Annotated in this window: 29 protein-coding genes; 19 read left to right on the top strand and 10 right to left on the bottom strand. The window is 65.4% G+C overall.

Annotated features, from left to right (window positions below; all coding sequences use genetic code 11):
* Positions 1–30 precede the first annotated feature (30 nt).
* Entirely contained in the window at positions 31–1,131 is a 1,101-nt protein-coding gene (locus AC1Q7Q_RS04940) for a substrate-binding domain-containing protein (RefSeq protein WP_492372072.1), read from the bottom strand.
* Between the two features lie 35 nt (positions 1,132–1,166).
* Here AC1Q7Q_RS04940 and AC1Q7Q_RS04935 point away from each other — a divergent pair, with 35 nt between their 5' ends.
* The 9 genes from AC1Q7Q_RS04935 to AC1Q7Q_RS04895 all read left to right on the top strand — a co-directional run bounded on the left by AC1Q7Q_RS04935 (position 1,167) and on the right by AC1Q7Q_RS04895 (position 8,695).
* Positions 1,167–1,412, top strand: coding sequence for a hypothetical protein (locus AC1Q7Q_RS04935; protein WP_492372071.1), 246 nt, complete (start codon positions 1,167–1,169; stop codon positions 1,410–1,412).
* A 238-nt stretch (positions 1,413–1,650) separates the two neighbouring features.
* On the top strand, positions 1,651–2,316 hold the full coding sequence (locus AC1Q7Q_RS04930; protein ID WP_492372081.1) for a fumarylacetoacetate hydrolase family protein: 666 nt from the start codon (positions 1,651–1,653) through the stop codon (positions 2,314–2,316).
* Entirely contained in the window at positions 2,313–3,077 is a 765-nt protein-coding gene (locus tag AC1Q7Q_RS04925) for a fumarylacetoacetate hydrolase family protein (protein ID WP_492372070.1), read from the top strand. The genes AC1Q7Q_RS04930 and AC1Q7Q_RS04925 overlap by 4 nt, the downstream gene beginning before the upstream one ends.
* 68 nt (positions 3,078–3,145) lie before the next feature.
* Positions 3,146–4,606 (top strand): 5-carboxymethyl-2-hydroxymuconate semialdehyde dehydrogenase, encoded by a 1,461-nt coding sequence (gene hpaE / locus AC1Q7Q_RS04920; RefSeq protein ID WP_174428113.1) that lies wholly within the window; start codon positions 3,146–3,148, stop codon positions 4,604–4,606.
* 42 nt (positions 4,607–4,648) lie between these two features.
* Positions 4,649–5,497: a 3,4-dihydroxyphenylacetate 2,3-dioxygenase gene (gene hpaD, locus AC1Q7Q_RS04915; RefSeq protein ID WP_492372069.1), complete on the top strand. Its 849-nt coding sequence runs from the start codon at positions 4,649–4,651 to the stop codon at positions 5,495–5,497.
* A 51-nt stretch (positions 5,498–5,548) separates the two neighbouring features.
* On the top strand, positions 5,549–5,938 hold the full coding sequence (locus AC1Q7Q_RS04910) for a 5-carboxymethyl-2-hydroxymuconate Delta-isomerase (protein WP_492372068.1): 390 nt from the start codon (positions 5,549–5,551) through the stop codon (positions 5,936–5,938).
* Between the two features lie 63 nt (positions 5,939–6,001).
* Positions 6,002–6,805 carry a 2-oxo-hept-4-ene-1,7-dioate hydratase gene (gene hpaH / locus AC1Q7Q_RS04905; protein WP_492372067.1) on the top strand — a complete coding sequence of 268 codons (804 nt, stop codon included), beginning with the start codon at positions 6,002–6,004 and terminating at the stop codon, positions 6,803–6,805.
* Positions 6,806–6,826: 21 nt separating this feature from the next.
* On the top strand, positions 6,827–7,630 hold the full coding sequence (hpaI, locus tag AC1Q7Q_RS04900) for a 4-hydroxy-2-oxoheptanedioate aldolase (RefSeq protein WP_492372066.1): 804 nt from the start codon (positions 6,827–6,829) through the stop codon (positions 7,628–7,630).
* Between the two features lie 57 nt (positions 7,631–7,687).
* Entirely contained in the window at positions 7,688–8,695 is a 1,008-nt protein-coding gene (locus AC1Q7Q_RS04895; RefSeq protein WP_492372065.1) for a Bug family tripartite tricarboxylate transporter substrate binding protein, read from the top strand.
* A 7-nt stretch (positions 8,696–8,702) separates the two neighbouring features.
* Here AC1Q7Q_RS04895 and AC1Q7Q_RS04890 read toward each other — a convergent pair whose 3' ends face one another.
* Positions 8,703–9,509, bottom strand: a complete 807-nt coding sequence (locus AC1Q7Q_RS04890) for a DNA-binding transcriptional regulator (protein ID WP_492372080.1) — start codon at positions 9,507–9,509, stop codon at positions 8,703–8,705.
* Between the two features lie 175 nt (positions 9,510–9,684).
* Between AC1Q7Q_RS04890 and AC1Q7Q_RS04885 the strand changes: the two genes are divergently transcribed.
* The 7 genes from AC1Q7Q_RS04885 to dmpG are packed head-to-tail and all read left to right on the top strand — an operon-like array spanning position 9,685 to position 17,334.
* Positions 9,685–10,620 carry an alpha/beta fold hydrolase gene (locus AC1Q7Q_RS04885; protein ID WP_492372064.1) on the top strand — a complete coding sequence of 312 codons (936 nt, stop codon included), beginning with the start codon at positions 9,685–9,687 and terminating at the stop codon, positions 10,618–10,620.
* Positions 10,621–10,653: 33 nt separating this feature from the next.
* On the top strand, positions 10,654–12,519 hold the full coding sequence (locus AC1Q7Q_RS04880; protein ID WP_492372063.1) for a bifunctional 3-(3-hydroxy-phenyl)propionate/3-hydroxycinnamic acid hydroxylase: 1,866 nt from the start codon (positions 10,654–10,656) through the stop codon (positions 12,517–12,519).
* A 1-nt stretch (position 12,520) separates the two neighbouring features.
* Positions 12,521–13,471 carry a 3-carboxyethylcatechol 2,3-dioxygenase gene (locus tag AC1Q7Q_RS04875; RefSeq protein ID WP_492372062.1) on the top strand — a complete coding sequence of 317 codons (951 nt, stop codon included), beginning with the start codon at positions 12,521–12,523 and terminating at the stop codon, positions 13,469–13,471.
* 17 nt (positions 13,472–13,488) lie between these two features.
* Positions 13,489–14,280, top strand: a complete 792-nt coding sequence (gene mhpD / locus AC1Q7Q_RS04870; RefSeq protein WP_492372061.1) for a 2-keto-4-pentenoate hydratase — start codon at positions 13,489–13,491, stop codon at positions 14,278–14,280.
* Positions 14,281–14,332: 52 nt separating this feature from the next.
* The gene (locus AC1Q7Q_RS04865; RefSeq protein ID WP_492372060.1) at positions 14,333–15,313 is read left to right on the top strand and encodes a Bug family tripartite tricarboxylate transporter substrate binding protein; all 981 of its coding nucleotides are present in this window, start codon (positions 14,333–14,335) and stop codon (positions 15,311–15,313) included.
* A 26-nt stretch (positions 15,314–15,339) separates the two neighbouring features.
* A complete protein-coding gene (locus AC1Q7Q_RS04860; RefSeq protein ID WP_492372059.1) occupies positions 15,340–16,290 on the top strand; it encodes an acetaldehyde dehydrogenase (acetylating) in 951 nt (316 codons plus the stop codon).
* A gap of 27 nt (positions 16,291–16,317) precedes the next feature.
* Positions 16,318–17,334 (top strand): 4-hydroxy-2-oxovalerate aldolase, encoded by a 1,017-nt coding sequence (dmpG, locus tag AC1Q7Q_RS04855; RefSeq protein WP_492372058.1) that lies wholly within the window; start codon positions 16,318–16,320, stop codon positions 17,332–17,334.
* Positions 17,335–17,576: 242 nt separating this feature from the next.
* Here dmpG and AC1Q7Q_RS04850 read toward each other — a convergent pair whose 3' ends face one another.
* From AC1Q7Q_RS04850 to AC1Q7Q_RS04840, 3 genes are all read right to left on the bottom strand, one after another.
* Positions 17,577–17,801: a hypothetical protein gene (locus tag AC1Q7Q_RS04850; RefSeq protein WP_492372057.1), complete on the bottom strand. Its 225-nt coding sequence runs from the start codon at positions 17,799–17,801 to the stop codon at positions 17,577–17,579.
* Between the two features lie 343 nt (positions 17,802–18,144).
* The gene (locus tag AC1Q7Q_RS04845; protein WP_492372056.1) at positions 18,145–18,792 is read right to left on the bottom strand and encodes an AraC family transcriptional regulator; all 648 of its coding nucleotides are present in this window, start codon (positions 18,790–18,792) and stop codon (positions 18,145–18,147) included.
* A 151-nt stretch (positions 18,793–18,943) separates the two neighbouring features.
* Complete coding sequence (locus tag AC1Q7Q_RS04840) at positions 18,944–19,699, bottom strand: Crp/Fnr family transcriptional regulator (RefSeq protein ID WP_492372055.1); 756 nt, start codon at positions 19,697–19,699, stop codon at positions 18,944–18,946.
* A 159-nt stretch (positions 19,700–19,858) separates the two neighbouring features.
* Between AC1Q7Q_RS04840 and AC1Q7Q_RS04835 the strand changes: the two genes are divergently transcribed.
* Positions 19,859–21,496: an acyl-CoA synthetase gene (locus tag AC1Q7Q_RS04835; RefSeq protein ID WP_492372054.1), complete on the top strand. Its 1,638-nt coding sequence runs from the start codon at positions 19,859–19,861 to the stop codon at positions 21,494–21,496.
* Positions 21,497–21,619: 123 nt separating this feature from the next.
* Here the strand turns inward: AC1Q7Q_RS04835 and AC1Q7Q_RS04830 are convergent, their stop codons facing one another.
* Genes AC1Q7Q_RS04830 through AC1Q7Q_RS04815 form a run of 4 tightly spaced genes read right to left on the bottom strand, consistent with a single transcriptional unit; the run spans position 21,620 to position 23,517 of the window.
* The gene (locus tag AC1Q7Q_RS04830; RefSeq protein ID WP_492372053.1) at positions 21,620–21,931 is read right to left on the bottom strand and encodes a hypothetical protein; all 312 of its coding nucleotides are present in this window, start codon (positions 21,929–21,931) and stop codon (positions 21,620–21,622) included.
* Complete coding sequence (locus tag AC1Q7Q_RS04825; RefSeq protein WP_492372052.1) at positions 21,928–22,695, bottom strand: EF-hand domain-containing protein; 768 nt, start codon at positions 22,693–22,695, stop codon at positions 21,928–21,930. Before AC1Q7Q_RS04825 ends, AC1Q7Q_RS04830 begins: the two co-directional genes overlap by 4 nt.
* The gene (locus AC1Q7Q_RS04820) at positions 22,634–23,167 is read right to left on the bottom strand and encodes a PAAR domain-containing protein (RefSeq protein WP_492372051.1); all 534 of its coding nucleotides are present in this window, start codon (positions 23,165–23,167) and stop codon (positions 22,634–22,636) included. The genes AC1Q7Q_RS04825 and AC1Q7Q_RS04820 overlap by 62 nt, the downstream gene beginning before the upstream one ends.
* Positions 23,168–23,169: 2 nt before the next feature.
* Positions 23,170–23,517, bottom strand: a complete 348-nt coding sequence (locus AC1Q7Q_RS04815) for a PAAR domain-containing protein (protein ID WP_492372050.1) — start codon at positions 23,515–23,517, stop codon at positions 23,170–23,172.
* Between the two features lie 49 nt (positions 23,518–23,566).
* Between AC1Q7Q_RS04815 and AC1Q7Q_RS04810 the strand changes: the two genes are divergently transcribed.
* A complete protein-coding gene (locus tag AC1Q7Q_RS04810; protein ID WP_492372049.1) occupies positions 23,567–24,151 on the top strand; it encodes a M35 family metalloendopeptidase in 585 nt (194 codons plus the stop codon).
* Positions 24,139–24,582, top strand: coding sequence for a hypothetical protein (locus AC1Q7Q_RS04805; protein ID WP_492372048.1), 444 nt, complete (start codon positions 24,139–24,141; stop codon positions 24,580–24,582). Before AC1Q7Q_RS04810 ends, AC1Q7Q_RS04805 begins: the two co-directional genes overlap by 13 nt.
* 149 nt (positions 24,583–24,731) lie before the next feature.
* On the opposite strand, the gene AC1Q7Q_RS04800 is transcribed toward AC1Q7Q_RS04805, so the two are convergent.
* On the bottom strand, positions 24,732–25,916 hold the full coding sequence (locus AC1Q7Q_RS04800; protein WP_492372047.1) for a M20 aminoacylase family protein: 1,185 nt from the start codon (positions 25,914–25,916) through the stop codon (positions 24,732–24,734).
* Positions 25,917–25,940 lie beyond the last annotated feature (24 nt).

The following is a 25,940-nucleotide window of genomic DNA, read 5'->3' as shown; positions in this document are numbered from 1 at the left end:
TAGGGCTGGGGGAACGCGGTGGGTGAAGGGTCATGCCGGTGCGGCTACCGTGCCGCCCAGGCGCAGGCCGTGGGGCAGCAAGGTAATGCGCCCGGGCCTGGCGCCGGATACGTTGGGTATGCCGGATACGTTGGATACGCCGGTTGCTGCGAGGCCGAAGCGCTGAAGCAACTGCGCAACGGCGCGCTCGCCGATTTCGGTGTTGGGCTGCACCACCGATGCCAGTGGCGGCTCCACCAGCGCGCCCAGCGCGATGCCGTCGTAGCCCAGCACGGAAATGTCGCGCGGCACGCGCAGGCCGAGCCGCTTCAGGTCGGAAATCACGCCGATCGCCAGCAGGTCGTTGGTGCAAAAAAAGGCGGTGGGCGCATCCGGCCCGGCGGCCAGCGCGCCGATCTGGTCAGCGTTGCTGGCGATGTGGGTGGGCAGGCAAAGCGGTGGTGCGGCTTCCAGGCCGTGCGCGTGCATGGCGTCGCGGTAGCCCTCGAAGCGCTGGCGCGCGCGGTCGGAGGCGATGAAGGCGCCAGAGACCACGCGGATGCGGCGGTGCCCTGCCGCGATCAGGGCTTGCACGCCTTCGCGGGCGCTGCCGCGGTTGTCCACGGAGACGGAGTGGCGCTGGCCGCGCGCGGCTGCCTGGTTGTAGGCCAGCACATAGGGCACGCCTTCGGCATCGAGCTGGTCGAGCACGGCGCTGCGGGCGGCGTCGGCCACCGTGAGCACCATGCCGTCGACCCGGTGGCGCAGCAGGTATTCGATGCGCTCGCGTTCGCGCGCGGGGTCGTAGGCGCTGGTCACCAGCATCAGCGAGTAGCCGGCGGCCAGCGCGGCGTCCTCGATGCCGCGCCAGCATTCGGCGAACACGGCGTTTTCCAGGGTGGGCAGCATCACGCCAATCATCCGGCTTTGCTGCGCGCGCAGCTTGCTGCCGAGCAGGTTGGGGCGAAAGCTCAGCCGCCGTGCGGCTTCCAGCACGCGCTGCGCGGTGCCTTCGCGCACCAGCGCCGGGCTGTTGAACGCGCGCGATGCGGTGGCTAGCGATACACCAGCTGCTTGCGCAACGTCCACCAGCGTGGCGGTGCCGGCGGCGTCCGGGGCGGTGCTGCTGGAACGGTCCTGGGTGCGCTTCACGCGAGAGCTTCCGGTCTTGGTTTCGGGATCACATCGTGCGCATGGCGAACCAGGCGCGCAACAGCGGTAAAAATGAAAACGTTTTCATTCAAGCCGCAAAAAAATCGGGTCGCAAGCCTTTTTGCTGCTGCGGTGCATTAGCGCAATCGCGCTGCGGCAAGGCGAAACCCGGTACAGCGCGAATTCTGGGGATGCTGCATGACAGCACGATGACAGGCGCAGACGAGGACGCGAAGGGCCGGGCGGCTGGATCGCGGCGCCGCGGATCACAATGGGGTTGAAACTATCATGCAATTTCATTAACATGTTAATTACAGGCGGCGCCAACGGGCGATCCGCCGTCGACGATCCGCCGGCCCGGCAGCGCAAGCGCCCGGCCACGTGCGGGCGCAACCAGAGAGGAGCACGATGCGACAAGCCAGAATCGCCGCCGGCGGCCGGCCAGTGCGGGCAGTGCCGGTGGACGGTGCCACCTTGCTGCCGCTGGACGGTGGGCGCGCCCTGCGCGAGGATGAATTCATGTGGCAGCCCGCCATCACCGGCACGGTGTACGGCACGCTGCTGAACTTCAAGGGCGCGCTCGCGGCCCTTGGCGACAGTGTCAATGCGGCCCCTTACCAGGCGCCGCCTGCTGGCCCGATCCTCTACATCAAGCCGGCCAATACCCTGGCCGCCCATGGCAGCCTTGTCGCGCTGCCACCGGGCCAGGAAACCCTGGAAATCGGCGCCGCGCTCGGCATCGTGATCGGCCGGCGCGCAACCCGCATCGACCCGGCGCAGGCCGCGGACTATATCGCAGGGTACACGGTGGTGTCGGATGTCAGCGTGCCGCACGCCAGCTATTACCGCCCGGCGGTGCGCCACAAGTGCCGCGACGGCTATTGCCCGATTGGCCCGTGGGTGATGGCCAGCGAGCAGGTCGGCAACGCCGATGCGCTCAGCATGGTGGTGCGCATCAATGGCGAGGAACGCCAGCGCAACCATACCGGCAACCTGCTGCGCCCCGTGGCGCAATTGCTGGCCGATGTCACCGCCTTCATGTCGCTCGAAGCCGGCGACGTGCTGCTGGCGGGCGTGCCCGAAGGCGCGCCGCTGGCGCGTGCCGGCGACATGGTGGAGATCGAAATCGAACTCGTAGGGCGCCTGCGGCACGGCATCAAGGCAGCGCCCGGGGAGGCAGCATGAGAACCGCACGTGTAGCCTTCGATGGCCTGGTCCACACCGCGCAGCCGGCTGGCGAAGGCGCATTGCGCCTGGACGACGGCCGCGTGGTCAGCGAGCACGCCGTGACGTGGCTGCCGCCCGTGGTGCCGCGCACCACCTTCGCGCTTGGCCTGAACTATGCCGACCACGCGCGCGAACTGGCCTTCAAGGCGCCGGAAGAACCTCTCGTCTTCCTCAAGGGGCCGGGCGCGTTCATTGGCCACCGGGCGCATACCATCCGGCCGGAGGGCGTGAAGTACATGCATTACGAGTGCGAGCTGGCGGTGGTGATCGGCAGCACGGCGCGCGGCGTCAAGGCGGCGCAAGCTTATGACTACGTGCGCGGCTATACGGTCGCCAACGACTACGCCATCCGCGACTACCTGGAAAACTACTATCGCCCCAACCTGCGGGTGAAGAACCGCGACACCTGCACGCCGCTCGGGCCGTGGCTGGTGGACCGCGACGACGTGCCGGATCCGATGAACCTCGCGCTCACCACTACCGTCAACGGCAAGCTGACCCAGCAGGGCAGCACCCGTGACATGATCTTCGCCGTCCCGTGGCTGATCGAATACCTCAGCAGCTTCATGACGCTGGAGGCGGGCGATGTGATCCTGACCGGCACGCCGGAAGGGCTGGCCGACACGCAGCCGGGCGATGAAATCGTTACGGAAATCGAAGGGGTGGGGCGGCTGGTGAACACCATTGCCTCGGCTACCGAATACGGCAGCGGGCGCTGAAGCGAGCTGAAGCGAGCTGAAGCGAACCCAGGCGCACCGGGCGCACCAAATGCCAACAGGAGACAACCATGATCAAGCATTGGATCAACGGCAAGCAGGTCGACAGCAAGGACACGTTCACCACCTGGAACCCGGCCACCGGTGAAGAGATCGCCACGGTGGCCGCGGGCGGCGAGGCCGAGGTCAACGCCGCGGTGGCGGCGGCCAAGGCGGCGTTCCCCAAGTGGGCCAATACCCCGGCCAAGGAGCGCGCCCGCATCATGCGCCGCCTGGCCGACCTGATCACCGAGCACGTGCCGCACCTTGCCGCGCTGGAAACGCAGGACACAGGCTTGCCGATCGCGCAGACCGGCAAGCAGCTGATCCCGCGCGCCGCCGAGAACTTCAATTTCTTCGCCGAGGTGTGCGTGCAGATGAACGGCCGCACCTATCCCGTGGACGATCAGATGCTCAACTACACGCTCTACCAGCCGGTGGGCGTGTGCGCGCTGATCTCGCCGTGGAACGTGCCCTTCATGACTGCCACCTGGAAAGTCGCGCCATGCCTGGCGCTGGGCAATACCGCGGTGCTGAAGATGTCGGAGCTGTCGCCGCTCACGGCGGACCAGCTCGGCATGCTGGCGCTGGAAGCCGGGGTGCCGGCTGGCGTGCTCAACGTGGTGCAGGGCTACGGCGCCAGCGCCGGGGACGCGCTGGTGCGCCATCCGGACGTGCGGGCCGTATCGTTTACGGGCGGCACGGCCACCGGCAAGCGCATCATCGAGCGCGCGGGCCTGAAGAAATTCTCGATGGAACTGGGCGGCAAGTCGCCGGTGCTGGTGTTCGACGACGCGGACCTGGAGCGCGCGCTGGACGCCGCGCTGTTCACCATTTTCTCGATCAACGGCGAGCGCTGCACCGCGGGTTCGCGCATCTTCGTGCAGGACACGGTCTACGACGACTTCGTTGGCAAGTTCGCCGAACGCGCCAGGCGCTTGCGCGTGGGCGACCCGACCAGCGAGCAGACGCACGTGGGCGCCATGATTACCCAGCAGCACTGGGAGAAGGTCACGGGCTATATCCGCCTGGGCGAGCAGGAGGGCGCCACCATCCTGGCCGGCGGCGCCGAGCGCCCGTCCGACCTGCCGGCGCACCTGCGCAACGGCAACTTCGTGCAGCCCACGGTGCTGGCCAATGTGGAAAACCACATGCGCGTGGCGCAGGAAGAGATCTTTGGCCCGGTGGCCTGCCTGATCCCGTTCAAGGGCGAAGACGATGGCCTGGCCATGGCCAACGACACCGCCTACGGGCTGGCCTCGTACATCTGGACCCAGGACGTGGGCAAGGTGCACCGGCTGGCGCGCGGCATCGAGGCCGGCATGGTGTTCGTCAACAGCCAGAACGTGCGCGACCTGCGCCAGCCGTTTGGCGGCACCAAGGCATCCGGCACGGGGCGCGAGGGCGGCGAGTTCAGCTTCGAGGTGTTTGCGGAGGTGAAGAACGTTTGCATCTCGATGGGCGGGCATCATATTCCGCGCTGGGGCGTTTGAGCCCAGCCCGCACCAAAACAAAACAGAACAGGAGACACCGCCATGGGCAAGCTATCCCTCGCCGCCAAGGTCACGCACGTGCCGTCGATGTACCTGTCCGAGCTGCCGGGCAAGCACCACGGCTGCCGTGAGGCGGCGATTGCCGGGCACCGCGAGATCAGCCGGCGCTGCCGGGAGCTGGGTGTCGATACCATCGTGGTGGCCGATGTGCATTGGCTGGTCAACGCCGGCTACCACGTCAACTGCAACGCGCACTTCGAGGGCATCTACACCAGTAACGAGCTGCCGCATTTCATCAAGGACATGGCCTACGCCTATGACGGCAATCCCGAACTGGGCCGGCTGATCGCCAGCACCGCGTGCGAGCAGGGCGTGATGACCCGCGCCCACGAGATCGCCAGCCTGGAGCTGGAATACGGCACGCTGGTGCCGATGCGCTACATGAATGCCGACCGCCATTTCAAGGTGATCTCCATCGCGGCCTGGTGCGCCTGGCACCAGCTCGATGAAAGCCGCCGCTTTGGCGAGGCGCTGCGTGCGTCCATCGAGGCCAGCGATGCCAATGTGGCGTTTCTCGCCAGTGGCTCGCTGTCGCACCGGTTCAACGACAACAACAGCCCCGAGGAGAGCATCCACCAGATCAGCCGCGAGTTCTTCAAGCAGGTGGACCTGCGCGTGGTGGAGCTCTGGAAGCAGGGCGACTGGGCCACCTTCTGCCGCATGTTGCCGGAGTACAACGAGCACTGCATCGGCGAGGGCGGCATGCATGACACCGCCATGCTGCTGGGCCTGCTGGGCTGGGACAAGTACGAGCGCCCGGTGGAGATCATCACCGACTACTTCACCAGCTCGGGCACCGGCCAGATCAATGCGATCTTCCCGGTGTGCTGAGGGATCACCGATCACGGATTACGATTCACGCTTTATCGGAGAGGCCTGCCAATGCCCCACATCATCGTCGAGTACACGGACAACATCCGCGCCGACGCGCGCGTGCCCACCCTGCTCAAGACCATCAACGACGTGCTGATCGCGCAGGACGGCGTGTTTCCCATCGGCGGCATCCGCTCGCGAGCGCTGGCGCTGGCCGACTACCGCATGGCCGACGGCGAGGAGGACTACGCCTTCGTCCACATCACGCTGAAGATCGGCGCCGGGCGTCCCGAGGCGGCCAAGAAGGCGGCATGCGATGCGCTCTTCGAGGCTGTCAAGGCGCACTTTGCCGAGCTATATGCGCGGCGCTACCTGGCGCTGTCAATGGAGCTGGTCGAGTTCAACGAGGGTGGCAGCTACAAGCACAACAACGTGCACGCCCGTTTCAAGAAGGCCTGACCGGTTCCACCGTCGACCAACAGGCCCCTGCGCACAACGCTCAACGCTTCCCACGGAGACCCCATGCTCAGCCCAGAGCTGATCCACCAGATCGCCCATCGCCTGCACGGCGCAGAGCAATCGCGCCGGCAGATCCGGCAAATCTCGCTGGACCACCCTGACATCACGATTGAAGATGCCTACGCCATCCAGCGCGAGTGGCTGGCCCACAAGCGGTCCGAAGGCCGCACCATCAAGGGCCACAAGATCGGCCTGACCTCGCGCGCCATGCAGCTTTCCTCGCAGATCGACGAGCCTGACTACGGCACCTTGCTGGACGACATGTTCTTCCAGGACGGTGCGACGATCCCGCCGGGGCGCTTTATCGTGCCGCGCGTGGAGGTGGAGCTGGCCTTCGTGCTGGACAAGCCGCTCAAGGGGCCGAACTGCACGCTGTTCGACGTGTATGACGCTACCGCCTACGTGATCCCCGCGCTGGAGATCATCGATGCGCGCAGCCATGGGATCGACCCCGACAGCAAGCGCCCGCGCAAGGTGTTCGACACCATCGCCGACAACGCGGCCAATGCCGGCGTGGTGATGGGCGGGCGCCCGGTGCGGCCGTTCGATGTGGACCTGCGCTGGGTCTCGGCCATCATGTCGCGCAACGGCGTGATCGAGGAAACCGGCGTGGCCGCCGGTGTGCTCAACCATCCCGCCAACGGCGTGGCATGGCTGGCCAACAAGCTGCATCCGCATGGCGTGGGCCTGGAAGCGGGCGAGGTGATCCTCGGCGGCTCCTTCACGCGGCCGGTGGCGGCCAGCCCGGGTGATACATTCCACGTGGACTATGGCGCGCTGGGCGCCGTGGCCTGCCACTTCGGCTGAACGCCTGACCCGGACGCCATCATGGAAATCCCCCTCAATACCTTCAAGCGCGCGCTTGCCGCCAACGAGCAGCAGATCGGTCTGTGGCTCGGCCTGGCCAGTCCCTACACCGCCGAAGTACTGGCCGACGCCGGCTTCGACTGGCTGCTGATCGACGGCGAGCACGCACCCAACACCGTGCCGTCCATCCTGGCGCAACTGCAGGCGCTGGCCGCCTATCCCGTGCGGCCGGTGGTGCGTGCGTCGTGGAACGACACCGTGCAGATCAAGCAGTTGCTTGACCTGGGCGTGCAGACCCTGCTCGTGCCGATGGTGCAGGACGCGACCGAGGCGGCCGCCGCGGTTGCCGCCACCCGCTACCCGCCGCAAGGCGTGCGCGGCGTGGGCAGCGCAATGGCGCGTGCCTCGCGCTGGAACCGTGTCGGCGGCTACCTGGCCCAGGCCAACGGCGAGATGTGCGTGCTGGTGCAGGTGGAGACGCGCGCCGGGCTTGCGCACCTCGATGCCATCGCCGCCACCGAAGGCGTGGATGGCGTGTTCATCGGCCCGGCGGATCTCGCCGCCGACATGGGCCATCTCGGCAACCCGGGCCACCCGGACGTGCAGAGCGCCATCGCCGACGCCATCGCGCGCATCCGCCGCGCCGGCAAGGGCGCGGGCATCCTCAGCGCGGACGTGGCGCAGTCGCGGCAGTACATGGCGCTGGGCACTACGTTTACCGCCGTTGGCGTGGATGCCACGATGCTGGCCCGGGCGGCAGAGAGTCTTGCCGCGCAGTTCAAGGGCCAGGGCAGTGCGGGGACCAGCCAGGATAAGACGTACTAGCTGCGGATTGCACAAAGCAAAAAAACAAACAACAGAAGAATCGGAGGAGACCCAATCATGCAAGCAAACGCCTGCGCCCGGCGCACGCGCCTCTATGCCATGGCGCAGCATGCTTCGCGCGTTGCCACAGGATTGGCGATAGCGCTGGGCGGGACCAGCGCCGCTCACGCCGCCGACCCCGCCGCACGCTGGGTGGTGCCCTACACCGCTGGCGGCGGCAGTGACCTCGCCACGCGCATCGTCGCGCAGAAGATCGCGCCGGCCATGCACCAGAACTTCGTGGTCGACAACAAGCCGGGCGGCGCCACCATCCTCGCCGCGCAGGACGTGGCCAAGGCGCGTGCCGACGGCGCTACGGTGCTGACTGCCGGGCAGGGTACGCTGGTGCTTAACCCGGCGCTGTATCGCAAGCTACCCTATGACGCCGCCAGGGATTTCACGCTGGTGACCTCCCTGGTGAAGCTGCCCGTGATACTGGTCGCCAACCCAGCCTTGCCGGTAAAGACCTTGCACGAGTTCATCACGTGGCTGAAAGCGGGGCAGGGCAAGGCCACCTATGCCTCTGTCGGCACCGGCAGCCCCCACCACCTGAGCGCCGAGCTGCTGCTCGACCGCGTGCAGGCTAGCGCCGTCCACGCGCCGTATAAAGGCACGCCACCCGCGTTGCAGGACGTGGCGGGCGGGCAGGTCGATTTCATGATGGCCGATCTCTCGGCCGCGGTGCCGTTGATCCGCGCCGGCCGGCTGCGCGCCATCGCGCTGCCCGCGGAGCAGCGCTCGGCGGTGCTGCCGGATGTGCCAACCTTTGCCGAGGCCGGGCTGGCTGGCTTCACGGCATTCGCGTGGCAGGGCGTAGTGGTCCCGGCCGGCACGCCGCCGGCCTCGGTCGACAAGCTTAACGCGGCCATTGCCGCAGCGCTGAAGGACCCGGCGGTGGTCAAGCAAATGCAGGAGCTTGGGCTGGAGCCCATGGGCGATAGCCGGGCGGGCTTTGCCGCGTTCGTGGACAATGAGCGCGCCAAATGGGGCGCCTTGATCCGCGCGCACAAGATCGTGCTGGATTGAGCCTAGCCTAAGTGGTCCGCCGCGCGGGCGCCGGCGAGGCCATGGCTGCCTGCACGCGGCTGGCTATGTCCTGCAGCGGTGCCACGAAGCGCTTGATCGCCTCCTGCTCGCTCAGGGCGCGCGCGAGATACACCACGTTGAGGCTGCCGCGCACGCGGTCCGCGTGCCGGATCGGCACGGCGACCGCGCCGATCTTGCGCTGCTCCAGCCAGTCGCCGCGATTCGACCCAAAGCCATCCTCGCGCACGTGCGCAACCAGCTTGCGCACATAGGCGGCGTTGTTGGCCAGCGCTGCCTGCTCATCGCTGCCGCCACCTGAGCGCAGCAGGTTGAGGATGTCCTCCCGTTCCCCTTCGCCACAAAACGCGAAATAGGCCCGCCCGGCGGCCGTCGACAGCATCGGCAGGCGCCGCCCGACCATGGCGCGGTGAAAGGACAGCGGGCTGAAGCGGTGCGTGGTCTCGCGAATGATCATGGCGTCGCCGTCGGGCGTCGTCAGGTCCGACGGCCATAGCACGCGCTGCAGCAGCTCGCCCATCAGCGGCGCGGCGATGGTGGAGATCCACTCATCGTCATTGAAGCCTTCGCTCAAGGCCCTGACCTGCAGCGTCAGGCGATAGCTGTCGTCCGAGTCGCTGCGGCGCACGAAACCCTCCGCGATCAGCGTTTCCAGCAGGCGTCTGACCGTGGTGCGGTGCAGCCCGGTCAGCTCGCTCAGCTGCTGCGCGGTCCCGCGCCCGCTTTCCATCCGGTTCAGCGCCTTGAGCACGTCCAGGCCACGGGTCAGCCCGCGCACGCTGGCGTAAGGCGAGATGCGGCGATCAGGCACCCCAGGCATTCCAGGCATTCCAGGCATAAAAAACCCTTTTAAATCAACGTTGTGCACTCCTTGCACATTCTGTTCGTTTTTTTGTCCGGATGCAATCGGCTCTCTACACTCCGCTGTACCAGTTAGCCATTCAAAAACATTCACGAACGAAGGAGACACGATGTCGGCCGCTGCCACGCCCCTCAAGTCCGTCCCGTCCAGCCAGCCCGAGCTGCCGTTCCAGAGCATCTGGGGCGAGTTGCGCGGCGTCTCCTTCAGCCAGGGCTGGCTCGATGCCAAGGGCATCCGCACCCGCTACCTGCATGCCGGCAGCAGCGACAAGCCCGCTTTGATCCTGTTGCACGGCGTCGGCGGCCACGCCGAGGCCTACGTGCGCAACCTGCAATCGCATGCCGAGCATTTCGACGTATGGGCCATCGACATGATCGGCCACGGCTGGACCGACAAGCCGGCGGGCGGGCGCGAGATATCCGATTACGTCGACCACGTGATCCGCGTGATGGATACCCTCGGCATCGCGCGCGCTGCGTTCAGCGGGGAATCGCTGGGCGGCTGGGTGGCCTCGCGCCTGGCGATTGACCACCCCGAACGCGTGGAGCGGCTGGTGCTCAACACCGCGGGTGGCTCGCAGGCGGACCCGGTGGTGATGGAGCGCCTCAAGACGCTGTCCATGCGCGCCGTGGAAGAACCGGGCTGGGATTTCATCAAGGCGCGCGTGGAATGGCTGATGGCCGACAAGGCCAAGGCCTTCGACGACCTGATCGCCACGCGTCAGGCCATCTACGCGCAACCGGGCATGGTCGAGGCCCAGCGCGGCAACATGGTGCTGCAGGACATGGAAACGCGCCAGCGCAACATCCTTCGCGCCGAGCACTATGGCCGCATCAAGGCCCCGACGCTGGTGCTGTGGACCTCCGACGATCCCACCGCCGATGTGTCGGAAGGACGGCGCATCGCCACCATGATTCCCGGCGCGCTGTTCACGGTGATGGACGGTTGCGGCCACTGGCCGCAGTTCGAGGATGCCGACACCTTCAACCGCATTCACCTGAATTTCCTGCTCGGCAATGCCGTGCCGGAAGCGGCCACGGTTTAAGCCGGCAAGTACCGGACAAGCAGGAGAGGAGACATGAACAACGCCATCGAGATGGCGGGCGCAGACGCTCGTCCGCGGGATCTGGACACCGACGTCGCCATCATCGGCGCCGGCCCGGTGGGCCTGATGATTGCCAACATCCTTGGGCTGCAGGGTGTGCGCGTCGTGCTGGTCGAGAAGCTGGACCAGATCATCGACTACCCCCGCGCCATTGGCCTGGACGACGAGGCGCTGCGGGTGTTCCAGTCCGTTGGCCTGGCCGATGCACTGCTGCCGCATACCACGCCGCACCACTGGATGCGCTTTGTCACGCACACCGGCCGCTGCTTTGCGTCGATCGAGCCGCGCACCGACGAGTTTGGCTGGTCTCGCCGCAACGCCTTTATCCAGCCGCTGGCGGACCGGATCCTGTACGAGGGCCTGCGGCGCTTTCCCCATGTACAGGTGCTGTTCGGCCACGGCCTATCGGCCTTCACGCAGGACGAACACGGCGTGACGATCCGCGCGGAAGACGCGCACGGACGTGTCACCGCCATCCGCGCCGCCTACCTGGCCGGCTGCGATGGCGGCAACAGCGTCGTGCGGCGTACGCTGGACGTGCCGTTTGAAGGCCGCACCAAGCCCAACCAGTGGATCGTGGTGGACGTGCGCAATGACCCGATCGGCACGCCACATATCTACATGCACTGCGACCCGACGCGTCCCTATGTGTCGGCCGCGCTCCCGCACGGGATCCGCCGCTTCGAGTTCATGGTCATGCCCGGCGAGACGGAAGAGGAGCTGTCCCGGCCGGAGAACCTCGCCGCGCTGATCCGCAAGGTAGTGGCCGATCCGGACAAGGTCGACTACATCCGCAAGCGCGTCTACACCCATAACGCGCGCCTGGCGCGGACCTTCCGCGTCAAGCGCGTGCTGCTGGCGGGCGACGCCGCGCACATCATGCCGGTCTGGCAGGGGCAGGGCTACAACAGCGGCATCCGCGACGCGAGCAACCTGGGCTGGAAGCTGGCGATGGTGGTCAAGGGCGTGGCGCAGGACCGGCTGCTGGATACCTACAGCATGGAGCGGCGCGCTCATGCGCGCTCGATGATCCACCTGTCCGAAGTGGCGGGCGATATCTTCGCGCCCGCCAGCCGCTTCGGCGCGTCGCTGCGCGATGGCCTGACCTGTGTGCTGAACGTGTTTCCCTCGGTCAAGCGGTACTTCGTGGAGATGCGCTTCAAGCCCATGCCGCGTTATGAATCGGGCGTGGTGCTATTGCCCGAGCGCCAGGGTGACGACCGGTTCCTCGCGCGCTTGCTGGAGCGCTCCGGCAACTCGCCGCTGGGACGCATGCTGGGCCTGATGAGCGAGAAGCGGGATTCGCTGGTTGGCCGGCTCGTTCACGGCCGCGATCCGGCGGGAAGCTCGCCGGTTGGGCGCATGTTCATCCAGCCAATGGTGCGGACCGAGCAAGGTCATACCGTGCGCCTGGACGACGTGATCGGCAATCGCTTTGCCATCATCGCCTGGGGCGCGGACCCGACCTTTGGCCTGACGCCACAAGCGCGCACCGTCTGGGAAAAGCTGGGCGCGTGCTTCGTCATGGCCAAGCCCGATACGCAGCTTGCCTATCGCGACGACGTGCCGCAAGGGGTGATCGCCATCGGCGACACTGCCGGGCGTCTCAAGGATTGGTTCGGCAAGCTGCCCGGCTCCGTGGTGCTGCTGCGCCCCGACCGCTTTATCGCCGGGTTGTGCTCGCCGCAGCAAGTGTCCGATGCCATCCAGGTGCTGGCCGCAAAGCTCGCGCTGTCCGACGCGTCACCGTCGGCTGACGCTGCGCCGGGCGCTTTGCCCGCGCAGCCAGGCACGCAGCCGGCGCGCGACCACGCCATCGCCTTTGCGCGGGGAGCCTGACATGCCGATGCATCTCGAATGCCTGTCCCACACGCCGCTGCATGGCTACCACGATCCCGCGCCGGAGATCGTGGCCGAAGTGGAGCGCGTGCAGGCCGCGGCGCGCGCTCGCGTGCAAGCCTTTGCGCCGGAGCTGGTGGTGGTCTTTGCGCCGGATCACTTCAACGGCTTCTTTTACGACGTGATGCCGCAGTTCTGCATCGGCGTGGCGGCCAGTGCCATTGGCGACTTCAAGAGCCTGGCGGGCCCGCTCGATGTGCCGCGCGCCACCGCGCTCGCGATGGCGCAGGCGGTGCTGGACCGCGACGTGGATGTGGCCGTGTCGTACCGCATGCAGGTGGACCACGGCTGCGCGCAGGCGCTGGAAGTCCTGCTGGGCGGGCTGGACGTTTGCCCGGTCATCCCTGTCTTCATCAACTCGGTGGCGCCGCCCATGGCAACGTGCCGGCGTGCGCGGCTGCTTGGCGACGCGATCGGACGCTTCCTGCAGGGCCTGGGCAAGCGTGTGCTGGTGGTGGGGTCGGGCGGCATCTCGCACGAGCCGCCCGTGCCGGAAATCGCCTCGGCCAATGCGGAGGCCGCCGAGCGCCTGATTGCCGGGCGCAATCCGCCGCCCGAGTCGCGTGCTGCCCGCCAGGCGCGTACCGTGGCCGCCGCGCAAGCGTTCACCAAAGGCGACAGCCCCCTGCATCCGCTCAATCCGGCATGGGACCGCGCCTTCCTGGAACGGCTGGCCGGCGCAAACCTTGCAGCGGTGGATGCCATGCGCAATGACGACATCACGCGCGACGCCGGCAAGTCGGCGCACGAGATCCGCACCTGGATCGCCGCCTTTGGCGCGCTGGCGGCCGCCGGGCCTTACCAGGCATCGATCGAGTACTACCGGCCCATCGACGAGTGGATCGCAGGCTTCGGCGTGATGCAGGCACAGCCCGCCACCGGGCACGCATAACCCAACCAGGACCAACCATGTCAAACCAGGAAATGACGCTCGCGCTCGCCAGGCGGCTGCGCGAGGCAGAGCAGAGGCGCACGCCGGTCGAGCCGCTGCGCGGCGAAATCCCGCCGGGCGATGCAGCGATGGCTTATGCCATCCAGCGCGCCAACGTCGACGCGTGGCGGGCCCAGGGCCGCCGCGTGGTTGGCCGCAAGATCGGCCTGACCTCGCTCGCGGTGCAGCGCCAGCTTGGCGTGGACCAGCCCGACTTTGGCACGTTGTTTGCCGACATGGTCTTCGGCGACGACGAGCCGATTCCGCTCGCCCGCACCCTGCAGCCGAAGGCCGAAGCCGAGGTCGCGCTGGTGCTGAGCCGCGATGTCCCAGCTGAGGATGCGACGTTGGTCGACCTGATCAACGCCGTCGCCTACGTGCTGCCTGCGATTGAAGTGGTCGGCAGCCGCATCCGCAACTGGGATATCTCGTACGTGGATACGGTGGCTGACAACGCCTCCAGCGGCCTGGTGGTGCTGGGCGCGGTGCCGGTGCTGTTGGCTGGCCTGGACCTGAAGACCGTGAAGATGGAAATGCTGCGTGATGGCGAGCGAGTTTCCACGGGTTCCGGCGCGGATTGCCTTGGCCATCCGCTTAACGCCGCAGTCTGGCTGGCCCGGAAACTGGCCTCGCTGGGGGACCCGCTGCGAGCCGGCGACCTGATCCTGACCGGTGCGCTGGGGCCGATGGCGGCCGCGGCGCCGGGGCAGTGCTTCGAGGCCCGCATCAGCGGCATCGGCAGCGTGCGGGCACGGTTTGCGCCGGGGTGACGTGCGGCATCTCAAGCTTTTTTACCACATTAAAAATACACAAGGAGACAACATGCAACCCACCAGATCCATCCTCGCAGGCGCATTGCTCGTGACCGCCGGCGTGCTTGGCAGCGCCCCCGTCCATGCCGACACGTTCCCCAGCCACCCGCTGACCATCGTGGTGCCGTTCCCCGCCGGCGGCGTGACCGACATGATTGCGCGCCAGATGGCGCAGCAGATGCAGACCGGCCTTGGCAAGCCGGTCGTGGTCGAGAACCGTCCCGGCGGTGGCGGCCAGATCGCGGCGCAATCGGTCAAGCGAGCTGACGCGGATGGCTACACCATGTTCGTGGCCGCCACCGAAATGTTCGCGATCAATCCCGGCCTGTACCGCAATTTCTCGTACGACCCGCTCAAGGATTTCAAGCCGGTGACGGCACTGGCGTCGTCGCCCCTGGTGCTGGTGGTGCCGCAGGGCAGCCCCGTCAATTCCGTCAAGGACCTGGTAGCGCTGTCCAAGAGCAAGCCGAACGGCGTGAACTATGCCTCGCAGGGGATCGGCTCGATCGGCCACCTGCTGGGCGGCTTGTTTGCCGACAAGGCTGGCGGTCACATGACGCACGTGGCTTACAAGGGCTCAGCCCCGGCCTTGCAGGACGTGATGGCCGGGCAGGTCGACATGATGTTCGACCCGGTGATCACCACCTCGCCGCTGATCAAGGGCGGCAAGGTCAAGCCGCTGGCCATCGCGGCGCCGCGCCGCTCGCCTTCGCTGCCGGACGTACGCACGCTCTCCGAACTCGGCATCGGCGGGCTGGATGCCGGCGTCTGGTTTGGCATGGTGGTCAAGGCCGGCACGCCCGATGCCATTGTCGCGCGTCTCAACGAGGCCGCGCTCAAGGCGCTCAAGGCACCCGAGGTGACCAAGCGCTTTGCCGACCAGGGTCTGGAAGCGCTGCCCATGACGCCGCAGCAGTTCGGCGCCTTCCTCAACAGTGAAAGCACGCGTTGGGCCCCGCTGGTCAAGGCCAGCGGCGCCAGTGTGGAATGACGCAAGAGATCCAACAGGAGAGATCCATGACCCGCAAACTGAAGGCCGCCATCATCGGTTCCGGCAATATCGGCACCGACCTGATGATCAAGATCCTGCGCCACGGCGCGTACGTCGAGATGGGCGCGATGGTCGGCATCGACCCGGCATCGGACGGCCTGGCGCGCGCCGCGCGCCTGGGCGTGGCGACCACCCACGAAGGCGTGGAAGGACTGACGCGCCTGCCGGTGTTCGGCGATATCGATGTGGTGTTCGATGCCACCAGCGCCGGCGCGCACGTGAAGAACGATGCGTTCCTGCGTGGCCTGCGGCCGTCGCTGCGCATGATCGACCTGACGCCGGCGGCCATTGGCCCTTACTGCATCCCGGTGGTCAACGGCGATGCGCACCTGGACGCGCACAACGTCAACATGGTCACCTGCGGCGGACAGGCCACCATCCCCATGGTGGCGGCCGTATCGCGGGTGGCGCCGGTGCTGTATGCCGAGATCGTGGCCAGCATCTCCAGCAAGAGCGCGGGCCCCGGCACGCGCGCCAACATCGACGAATTTACCGAGACCACCTCCAAGGCGATCGAAGCGATCGGTGGGGCCAGCAAGGGCAAGGCCATCATCGTGCTCAACCCGGCCGAGCCACCGCTGATCATGCGTGACACGGTGTATTGCCTGAGCGAGATGGCGGACGAGGCCGCCATCGCCGCGTCGATCGACGCCATGGCCGCTGAGGTGCGGCAATACGTGCCCGGCTATCGCCTCAAGCAAAAGGTGCAGTTCGACCGCATCCCGGCGGATGCGCCGCTGGTGGTGCCCGGGGTGGGGCGTGTGAGCGGGCTCAAGACCTCGGTGTTCCTGGAGGTGGAGGGCGCGGCGCACTACCTCCCGGCCTACGCCGGCAATCTCGACATCATGACCAGCGCCGCGCTCACCATCGCCGAGCGGATGGCGAGCTCCATGCTTGCCCAGCGCGCCGCCGCCTGACTCACCTGCAGATAAGGAGTGCCTGCCATGCAAGGCCAAAAGAAGATCTACATTTCCGATGTGACGCTGCGCGACGGCAGCCACGCCGTGCGCCATCAGTACAGCGTCGAGCAGGCCCGGCAAATTGCCAAGGCGCTGGATGACGCCAAGGTCGATTCGATCGAAGTGGCCCATGGCGATGGGCTGCAGGGATCCAGCTTCAACTATGGCTTTGGCGCCCACACCGACCTGGAATGGATCGAGGCCGCAGCCAGCGTGGTCAAGCACGCAAAGATCGCCACGCTGTTGCTGCCCGGCATCGGCACCGTTCACGACCTCAAGGCTGCCTATGATGCCGGCGCGCGTATCGTCCGCGTGGCCACGCATTGCACCGAGGCGGACGTCTCGCGGCAGCATATCGAGTACGCGCGCCATCTGGGCATGGAAGCCGTTGGCTTCCTGATGATGAGCCACATGACCACGCCGCAGAACCTTGCCGCGCAGGCCAAGCTGATGGAGAGCTACGGCGCCACCTGCTGCTATGTGGTGGACTCCGGCGGCGCGCTGACCATGAACGATGTCCGCGACCGCTTCCGCGCCTTCAAGACGGTGCTGAAGCCGGAAACGCAGACCGGCATGCACGCGCACCACAACCTGAGCCTGGGCGTCGCCAACAGCATCGTGGCGGTGGAGGAGGGCTGCGACCGCGTGGACGCCAGCCTGGCCGGCATGGGCGCCGGCGCCGGCAACGCGCCGCTGGAGGTCTTTATCGCGGCCGCCGAGCGCATGGGATGGGACCACGGCTGCGACCTGTACAGGCTGATGGACGCGGCCGATGACATCGTGCGTCCGCTGCAGGACCGTCCCGTGCGGGTCGACCGCGAAACGCTGGCGCTGGGCTATGCCGGGGTGTACTCGAGCTTCCTGCGCCACAGCGAGGCCGCGGCGAGCAAGTATGGTCTGAAGACCGTCGACGTGCTGGTGGAGTTGGGCCGCCGGCGCATGGTGGGCGGGCAGGAAGACATGATCGTCGACGTGGCGCTGGATTTGCTGAAGGCGCGCTAAGGTCATCGGCGTGACGCCTCAGGTTTCATGTTATCTGGCACGCTGCTTGCGGCTCAGTGCCTCGGCAGACAACACGACGCCGCCTCCCCGCTTTCGCCAGGCAGGCGGCGTGTCGCGGCGACGGAGAACGTCGCCGCGGGCAAAGTGCGTTATGTCGCCTAAGGTCAGTCGCCTAAGGTCAGTCGCGTTGGGTCGCGTCAGGTCCCGAAGGCTATTGGGGCGGCTGTTGCAGCCCCAAGCGGCTAGCGTTGGCCTTGCTGGCCACTCTTCTGGCCTTGCTGGCTTTGTTGCCCAGCCTGATCGGTCTTCTGGCCTTGCTGGCCTTGCTTGTCATGGCCGCGATCCTGCTGCTGTTGCTGGCCGCCCTTCTGATCCTGGCCACCTTGCTGTCCGCCTTGTTGGCCGCCTTGCTGGTGCTGCTTGCTTTGGTCTTGCTGGCCTTGGCCGGGTTGCTGTTGCTGTCCCATCTCTGTCTCCATGGCACGGCGGTAGTGCCGCGAGAGGGAAAGGTGCAAGGCGCGTGCCACGGCTTGTGCGCTGGCGCCACATGGGAGGGTTTTGCCGCGGCTGATACCCGGGAAATGCCTGTCTGGCATGGGATGGCGCAGCCTTTCGCTTTCCTCGTCCATACAGATGCTGCGTCGGACACGCACTGCAAGTCGGTGGATCTGCACTTGCCAGGGCCCGCTAGCGGGGTCTTGCCAGCCCTTTTTACAAATCCCGCAGGTTTTTACAAGCCGACCGGCAGCGCCACCGACAGCACAAAGCAGAAGATCCGCGACTGCACGGTCACCGCCAGGGGCCGGCCTCTTATGCCGCCAAGTGCAAGCGCGGCGCCGGACCGGGAGGGGTCCCGCGGTCGTCGCTGGCTTCGAGCAGGCTCAACGCGGCAGGGCCCAGCGTGTTCGCGCAAGCGGAGATCAACGCAGCAACGCTGCCCAGGCCCACTTGCGCGGCCAGCCAATCGGTGCGCACGCCGCTGCCGCCCGCAAGCAGGTACACCGCGCGCGCGACGCGCTGCTCGCGCAGCAGCACGCCTAGTGCCTCGCCCTCGGCGAATAGCCGTGCGCGTACCAGCCGCGGGGTGACTTCCCATCGCTGCGCGACCAGTGCCGCATTCCACGGTAGCCGAGGCTGGCCGAAGATCTCGCCGGCAAGCGCGCGTGACCAGTGTTTCTCCGAATGGCACGGGCAGCCCGGCAGGGTGGCCAGGGTCATGCGCGGGCATGCGTCGTCCGGCACTTCCTGCAGCGTGATGGCGGTGCTTTGGCCCGGCGCCGGCAGCAGGTCGCAATCGAAGTACGCAAACGCCGGCACCACGAACGGGTTGCCAGGCGTTACCTCCCGCCGCGCGTTCGCGTCGCGCAGGCGCGCGGTGCCATGCCGCGCATCGACGCGCACGGCAAAGGGGAAGCGCAGGTGAGACAGGCGCAGATCGGTGCTGCTGACGAGGGCCATGCGAAGCTCAGGTGACGCAGGCTGGCGCGCATCGGGCGCGGCGCCAGGGAAAAATCGCATTGTACGGCTTCGCGCGGCCAGTGAGTTTCACGATGCCGAAGGAGGGTTTCAACGCCGGCCTTGGCCGCGACCGCTGCGCTATGGCCGCTGCCTACAGCTCCGACAGGCCAAAGTGACGCAAACGCTCAAGGTCGGTCACCCGGATGCTCTGGTACGACAAATCGACCATGCCCTCCGCCGCCAGGCGCCGCAGCGCCTGGTTGACCCGCTGGCGCGAGAGTCCCGTCAGCAGGCCGATCTCCTCCTGGGACAGCTCCAGCACCGCGCTGGTACGGGGGTACAGCGCCGGGTGGAAGAGCTGGGCAACCGCCTGCGCCACGCGGGCATCGACGCTCAGCAGCCGCTCGTTCTGCACGGTGGCGATGAACTGGCCCATGCGCTCGTTCAACTGGCGCACCACAAAGCTGGCAAACGGCAGGCTTTCGCTGAGCAAGGTATGGAACACGGTGTCGGGCACCAGCGCCAGGCGGGAGTCGCGGATGGCGATCACATCGTATCTCCGCGCTTCGCGCTTGATGACACTGCCTTCTCCACACCAGCCGCCCGCCGGTACCCCCGAAAAGGTGCAACCGCGCCCATCCGGCGTGTAGACCGCGAGCTTGATCAGGCCGGTCTCCACCCCGATCCAGTAGCGCGATGGCTCGCCACGATGCGCGATGAAGGCGCCAGCGGCAAAATCCTGCACCACCACCTGCCGCGCTGCCAGCGCCTGGTGGCTGGGCGCGAGCGCGGCGAACCATTCATGCTGGGAAAGCAGGGCGGCATGCCCGGTGCAGGGCGGTGGCGTCGTGATATCTGCGGGGGGAGGGGTAGGCGATCTGGGTGTGGCTGCGGGCAGGCTGGGCATGATTTCGGCTTGGCCCGGCACGGGCATTGTCATCCGGACGACAGAGCTTGGTCCTGTGCGATGATAGCCTTGCACAGTGAAAAGTAACAGCGACCGGCGGCGCGCGGCTCATCCTGAGGGCCAATACCCGCACAGCCGGCGCATGCGGAGACTACGGCAATGCCAAGCGATTTCGACACTGGCCTGGGCAAGAACCCGGCCAATCACGTACCCCTCACACCCATCGATTTCCTGGCGCGCGCCGCCAGCGTGTATGGCGACCGGCTGGCCATCGTGCACGGCCCGGTACGCCAGAACTGGCGCGACACCTACGCGCGGGCACGGCGCCTGGCCAGCGGGCTGGCACGCCTGGGCGTGGGCAAGGGCGATACCGTTGCGGCCTTGCTGCCCAATACGCCTGCCATGGTGGAGGCGCACTTTGGGGTGCCGATGGTGGGCGCGGTCCTCAATGCGCTGAATATCCGGCTCGATGCTTCCAACCTGATCTTCATGCTGCGCCATGGCGAAGCGCGGGTGCTGCTGGCCGATACCGAGTTTGCCGACCTGGCGCGGCAGATCGCCAACGAGATTCCCGGGCTGAAGGTGGTGGCGGTGCTGGACGCGCTCGGCCCGCAGGACGCCCCGGCCTTCGGCGAGACCGACTATGAGCGCCTGCTGGCCTCGGGCGACCCGGAGTTCGCCTGGCAGATGCCCGCTGATGAGTGGGATGCGATCGCGCTCAACTACACCTCGGGCACCACCGGCGACCCCAAGGGTGTCGTTTACCATCATCGCGGCGCGGCCATCAACGCCATCTCCAACATCCTGGAGTGGGACCTGCCCAAGCATGCCGTGTACCTGTGGACGCTGCCGATGTTCCACTGCAACGGCTGGTGCTTTCCGTGGACCATCGCGGCACGCGCCGGCGTCAACGTATGCCTGCGCAAGTTCGAGCCCAAGCTGGTGTTCGACCTGATGCGCGACGAGGGCGTGACGCACTATTGCGCTGCGCCGATCGTGCATACCGCGCTGGTTAACGCCCCGCCGGCGTGGCGCGAAGGCCTGCGCGGCCCGGTGCGCGGCATGGTCGCGGGTGCGCCGCCGCCCGCCGCGGTGCTGGCGCAGATGGAGGCCATGGGCTTCGCGTTGACCCACGTCTATGGCCTGACCGAAACCTACGGCCCCGCCGCGGTATGCGCCGAGCAGGACGACTGGGCCGGCCTGTCGCAAGAGGACCGCGCCACCAAGAAGGCAAGGCAGGGCGTGCGTTACCACCTGCAGACGGAGGTGGCCGTGCTGGACCCGGACACCATGCAACCGGTGGCCTCGGACGGCGAGGAAATCGGCGAGATCATGTTCCGCGGCAACATCTGCATGAAGGGCTACCTCAAGAACGAGAAGGCCACGCGCGAGGCATTTGCCGGCGGCTGGTTCCACACCGGCGACCTGGGCGTGTGCACGCCGGACGGCTACGTCAAGATCAAGGACCGCAGCAAGGACATCATCATCTCCGGTGGCGAGAATATCTCCAGCGTGGAAGTGGAAGACGCGATCTATCGCCATCCCGCCGTGCTGGCCGTGGCGGTGGTGGCCCAGCCGGATGTGAAATGGGGCGAGACGCCCTGCGCGTTCGTGGAACTGAAGGATGGCGCCAGCGCCACGGCCGAGGAGCTGATCGCCCATTGCCGCACCCTGCTGGCGGGCTTCAAGGTGCCCAAGGCGGTGTACTTCGGGCCGTTGCCCAAGACATCGACAGGCAAGATCCAGAAGTTCGAGTTGCGCAAGAAGGTCAAGTCGGATGCGGCGATCGACGTGTAAGGGCTTTGTCCGAAGTCGCCAGATACGCCAGAGCCGTCTGCAATGAAGGCGGCTGTCACTTTCTCTCTCCGTACGGAGGGGAGGTTTAGCTGGGGCCACGGGAAGCGAAGCCAATCTGAATCATTAGGAGCCTGGCCCCACGGTTTTTTCCGGCATACCTCGCTTAATCCAGTCCTCGTATTCCAGGAAGTTGTGTGTGTCAATAACCCATACAACGATAAGAGTATTAATGGCCGCGAGCAATGTAATCCCCCAGAGCGCTGGACGGCTCACGCGAAATATCAAGGCGAGAAATATTGAGCAGATTGAAAGGATATCCAGATAATGGGGGGTTAGGCTGACATGATTGATGTCAATTTGAAAAACGCGATGTGCAAGAAACATCAACGATATGATGGTCGGGGACGCAGCAATAGCAACAAATATGTTTTTCATGGGGTTGGCTCAAATGATTGGGACGGATAGCGGGAGCCATTCCCGAATCTTCCGTTCTGCCCTCTGTGAAATGGAAAAAGATAAACGTTATTGGAATCGGAGGATATTCTGGAGTATTTGTCCGGTCTGTTTGAAAAGTCGGAGAATGCTGGTTGTCCGGTTGTCTTGACCTTCTGCGTATCAGCAAAAAGCTGCGCTGGCGTCCATTCTCTGCGCTCGCCAGTCCGCGATGTATTGCAACCATAGAGGACCAGTTCGCCAGTTTTTCGCCACGGCAATACCGGTAGTCGCATCAACTCGGCTTTATCGAGGGTGCCATCGCCTGTGCCAGGTATGGCGGCGAATTCAAGGCCGCTACTCTCGCCGCCCGGTTTGCTTGCGTGCGTGAATAAGTGACCTTCGGCGATAACACGTCCGTCCTGATTGGCGAGACTGGCTATGCGATCCCAGGCGGCAAGAAAATCGGCTTCCGTTAGCACTTCTATTGCAATGTAGGTATCTTTTGATTGATCCCATTTGCTAGAATTTCTTATTTCCCGTTCTTTGGTTTCGGCTGCCTTTTTGAAGGAATGGTGTTTGTCATAGTAATATATGGAAAAATATAAAAGTGGTGGCCTGACGGGAGCTTTGATGGGGTTTCGATCTTGCGCTGGCGTCATTTTTCCATTTTTTACTGAAATTGCTTCGTTTCCCATTTTTTCCCTAGAAAATTTCCAGTCGTACGGCTTCTGCGCTATCGCTTCCGATTCGCTGCGTAAACCCATGAGAGTCCGTGCGGCCATCGATCACCCCACCTGAATACGTGAGGCGATAACGCCGATTGGCAAGTGGCTCGCCCGTTTCCTCGTCCTCGATCAGAAAGTGCTGGTCGTAAGCAAAAGGACTGGAGGTGGAATCGTCATAACCAAAGGCGCTAAATGTATCGCTGGCATACTCGCTGCCAGCCATGTCATCGCACCAGCTATTGCCGGAAAGGGTCGCCACGATTCGCGGAGGCCTTGCGCACTTGCACAGCACAATGTCACCGTCTGCGGCTGTTTCGCCCATGAAATTGATTCGACGAGGGCCGCCTGTTTTTGCGATTCTGCCAATGCTCTTACAAGCCTCACAATAGGCATCCCCGCCAATGAGCGCGACCTGATGGCCGCTCCCGAAGGTGCAGACTTGTCCGGCATACGGCAGAATCCTGCCGCCGGTCGAGAGAGCATCACCTACACAAGCAACTCTGCGTTCCACGGTTAAGCCCCTGCGCTTTGATATGACGGATCAAGCAGGCCGAAAATGGGCTCGCCGTCGAGTTCATGAAATTCCAATGGCGTGATAGGGCTGGATACTATGGTGTCGCCATTGCTCAGAGGGCTCCCGACAATCGCAACGGGCATGTCTTCTACCTTCATAGCGCTGCCAGCGCCCGCGACAATCACCGCGGTACTGCCGTCTGGATAGGTTGCCACGTCGCCCACGCGAAGGAGGGTGAGACCATCGCAGCTGTGTATTCCCGACCCTATAAGAACCTCGCCGCCCTTGGCAGTCTTGGCGCCAGCGAACGCTGCCACATAGACAGCCTTGATCTTTGTGTCGCTCATCATTTACTCCTGATTGAAAGTGGCGAATTGCCAACATCCATATCACCAGGTGCAACCGCTGAAGTCAATCGGACAAGTCCGAAATACAGCGCTGAGTGATCGGCTTTTCGAGTTGTCGCGGTGGAATCAAGCAGACCAGGACAAGGTGATCCTGTGGTTCGGTCACACGGTTGGCAATACGCGGCAAACGCTACGCGATGGGTTGACCAGAATCCGTGACATTATGGGAAGCTTGCGCGAAAAGAACTTTGAACGCCATTCAGAAGAGGGACTCCGGCGCGTGGGGTGTGTACCGCGTGCCCGCGATGGGGAGATTGAAGCTACCGCGAGTGTTTGCAAGCCGGATGGCACCTACACCATTTTTGTCGGCCCAAAATTCTGCCGTCTGGATCACGAGCAGAATAGCCCAGAGGGAATCCCCTTCGATAAGGATAGTAAGCTAACAGTACTCATTCATGAGGTTTCACATTTCCCGGAGGCGATGAACTCTGAAGACAAGTGGTACAACATTCTCCTGTCAAGGCTTCGGGCCAAAGCGCGCAATCAGTTTTGCATCGTCAATGCAGACAACATCGCATACTACGTGACGAACATCCCAAATTGGAGCTACAGGCCGCCAGCATGGAAACCGTGATGAAAAAGCTGCTCGTTGCATTCGTATTGCTCTGTGTGTTGCCTGCCTATGCCTGCCGCCCTGCATTCTTGACGCACGAACCCATCTTTGAGCGTGGGGCGGCGAAGCTCTCCGCTCCCGAAATTGCTCGGCTGGCCGCGTGGCGCAGTGATACGCGGCAAGCGTTTCCTGCGGGCTTTGAGGTATTCATGTCGCTGTGGCGGAACGAGAGCGCCGGAATCACCAGGAAGCTTGCCGAAGCGCGTGCACGTTGGCTTGCTGATCTGCTTGAGCACATGGATGTCAACGGCGCTGACATTCACCAGCCAGAGATTCGCGACATCGACAACCACTACGTCCCATCAGCGGATGCCGCCACGTTCCTGAACACCGTTACGATAGCTGTAAACCCGCGATGCCCGCACGCATGTTGCGACAAAGCGAGTCGGTGAGTTGTTCTCCGTGCCTACTGGGGCGTGTCCCCTGGTGCGGGGGCGCCCTGGGCCGGCTACCCACCTGCAGGCAGTGTCCCTGACGCTCTCTAAATAACCTCAGACAAGGCCTTGGCGAAAGCAGGGAGAAAACCGGCCATGCCGCCGTCTCAGGCGCGCAGATAGCCTTCGGCCAGCGCCACCCAGCAAGCAGCGCCAAGCGGAATCAGCTGGTCGTTGAAGTCATATCCGTCATTGTGCACCGAGCAGCCCACCCACTCGCCGGTGCCATTGCCCAGCGCAAAATAGCAGCCCGGCATCCTCTCCAGCATCCACGCGAAATCCTCGCTGCCCATCTGCATGGACGGCGGCACCTGGATGACCTTGTCGCTGCCCAGCACGCTGGCCACGGCCTGCCGTGCGATGGCGGTTTCTTCCACGGTATTGCAGATCGCGGGCGCCAGGCGCTCGTAGGCGATGTCTGCCGTCACGCCGCACGAGGCGGCCTGGTGCGTCACCACCTCGCGAATGCGGGTCTCCAGCAGGTCTCGCACCTGCGCCACGGTGGCGCGCACGCTCAGCTTCAGCGTCGCGGTCTCCGGGATGATGTTGTAGGTGCTGCCGGCCTGCATCTCGCCCACGCTAATCACGGCGGCGTCGACCGGCGCCACATTGCGCGCCACGATGCCTTGCAGCGCCATCACGGTCGAGGCGAGGGCCAGCGTGGGATCGGTGGCGCGGTGGGGCATGGCGCCATGGCCGCCCTTGCCGCGGAACGTGATCGTGGCGCGGTCTGAGGAGCCGCCCATCGGGCCGCTCTGCACTACCGCCATGCCCACCGGCAGGCCGGGCGCATTGTGAAAGGCGTAGATCGCGTCGCAGGGGAAACGCTCGAACAGGCCGTCGTTCATCATGGCCAGCGCGCCGGTCATGCCTTCCTCGTCGGGCTGGAAGATCAGGTTGAGGGTGCCGTCGAAGTGGCGCGTGGCGGCCAGGTACTCGGCAGCGGCCAGCAGCGTGGCGGTGTGACCGTCATGGCCGCAGGCGTGCATGCGTCCTGCTACCTGGCTGGCATAGGGCAGGCCGGTGCGCTCCTGCAGCGGCAGCGCGTCCATGTCGGCGCGGATACCGATGGTGCGCGCACCGTTGCCGACCTTCAGTTGTGCCACCAGCCCGTGGCCGCCCACGGTGTGCACGCTATAGCCCCATTCGCGCAGCAGCGCGGCGGCCATTTCGGCGGTGCGTGGCACGTCGGCGCCCAACTCTGGGTGGGCGTGGATGCGGTGGCGCAGTTCGGCGAAGCGCTCGGCGGATTCGGTCAGTGCCGGCGGGATGTTTCCTGGGTGCTTGGTCATGGCTGCAGGGTGTGTGTCGTGCGT

The organism is Cupriavidus sp. GW823-FHT07A04 (genome assembly GCF_058794615.1).
The sequence above is the reverse complement of the archived record's forward strand: the minus strand, read 5'-3'. Positions and strand labels throughout refer to the sequence as shown.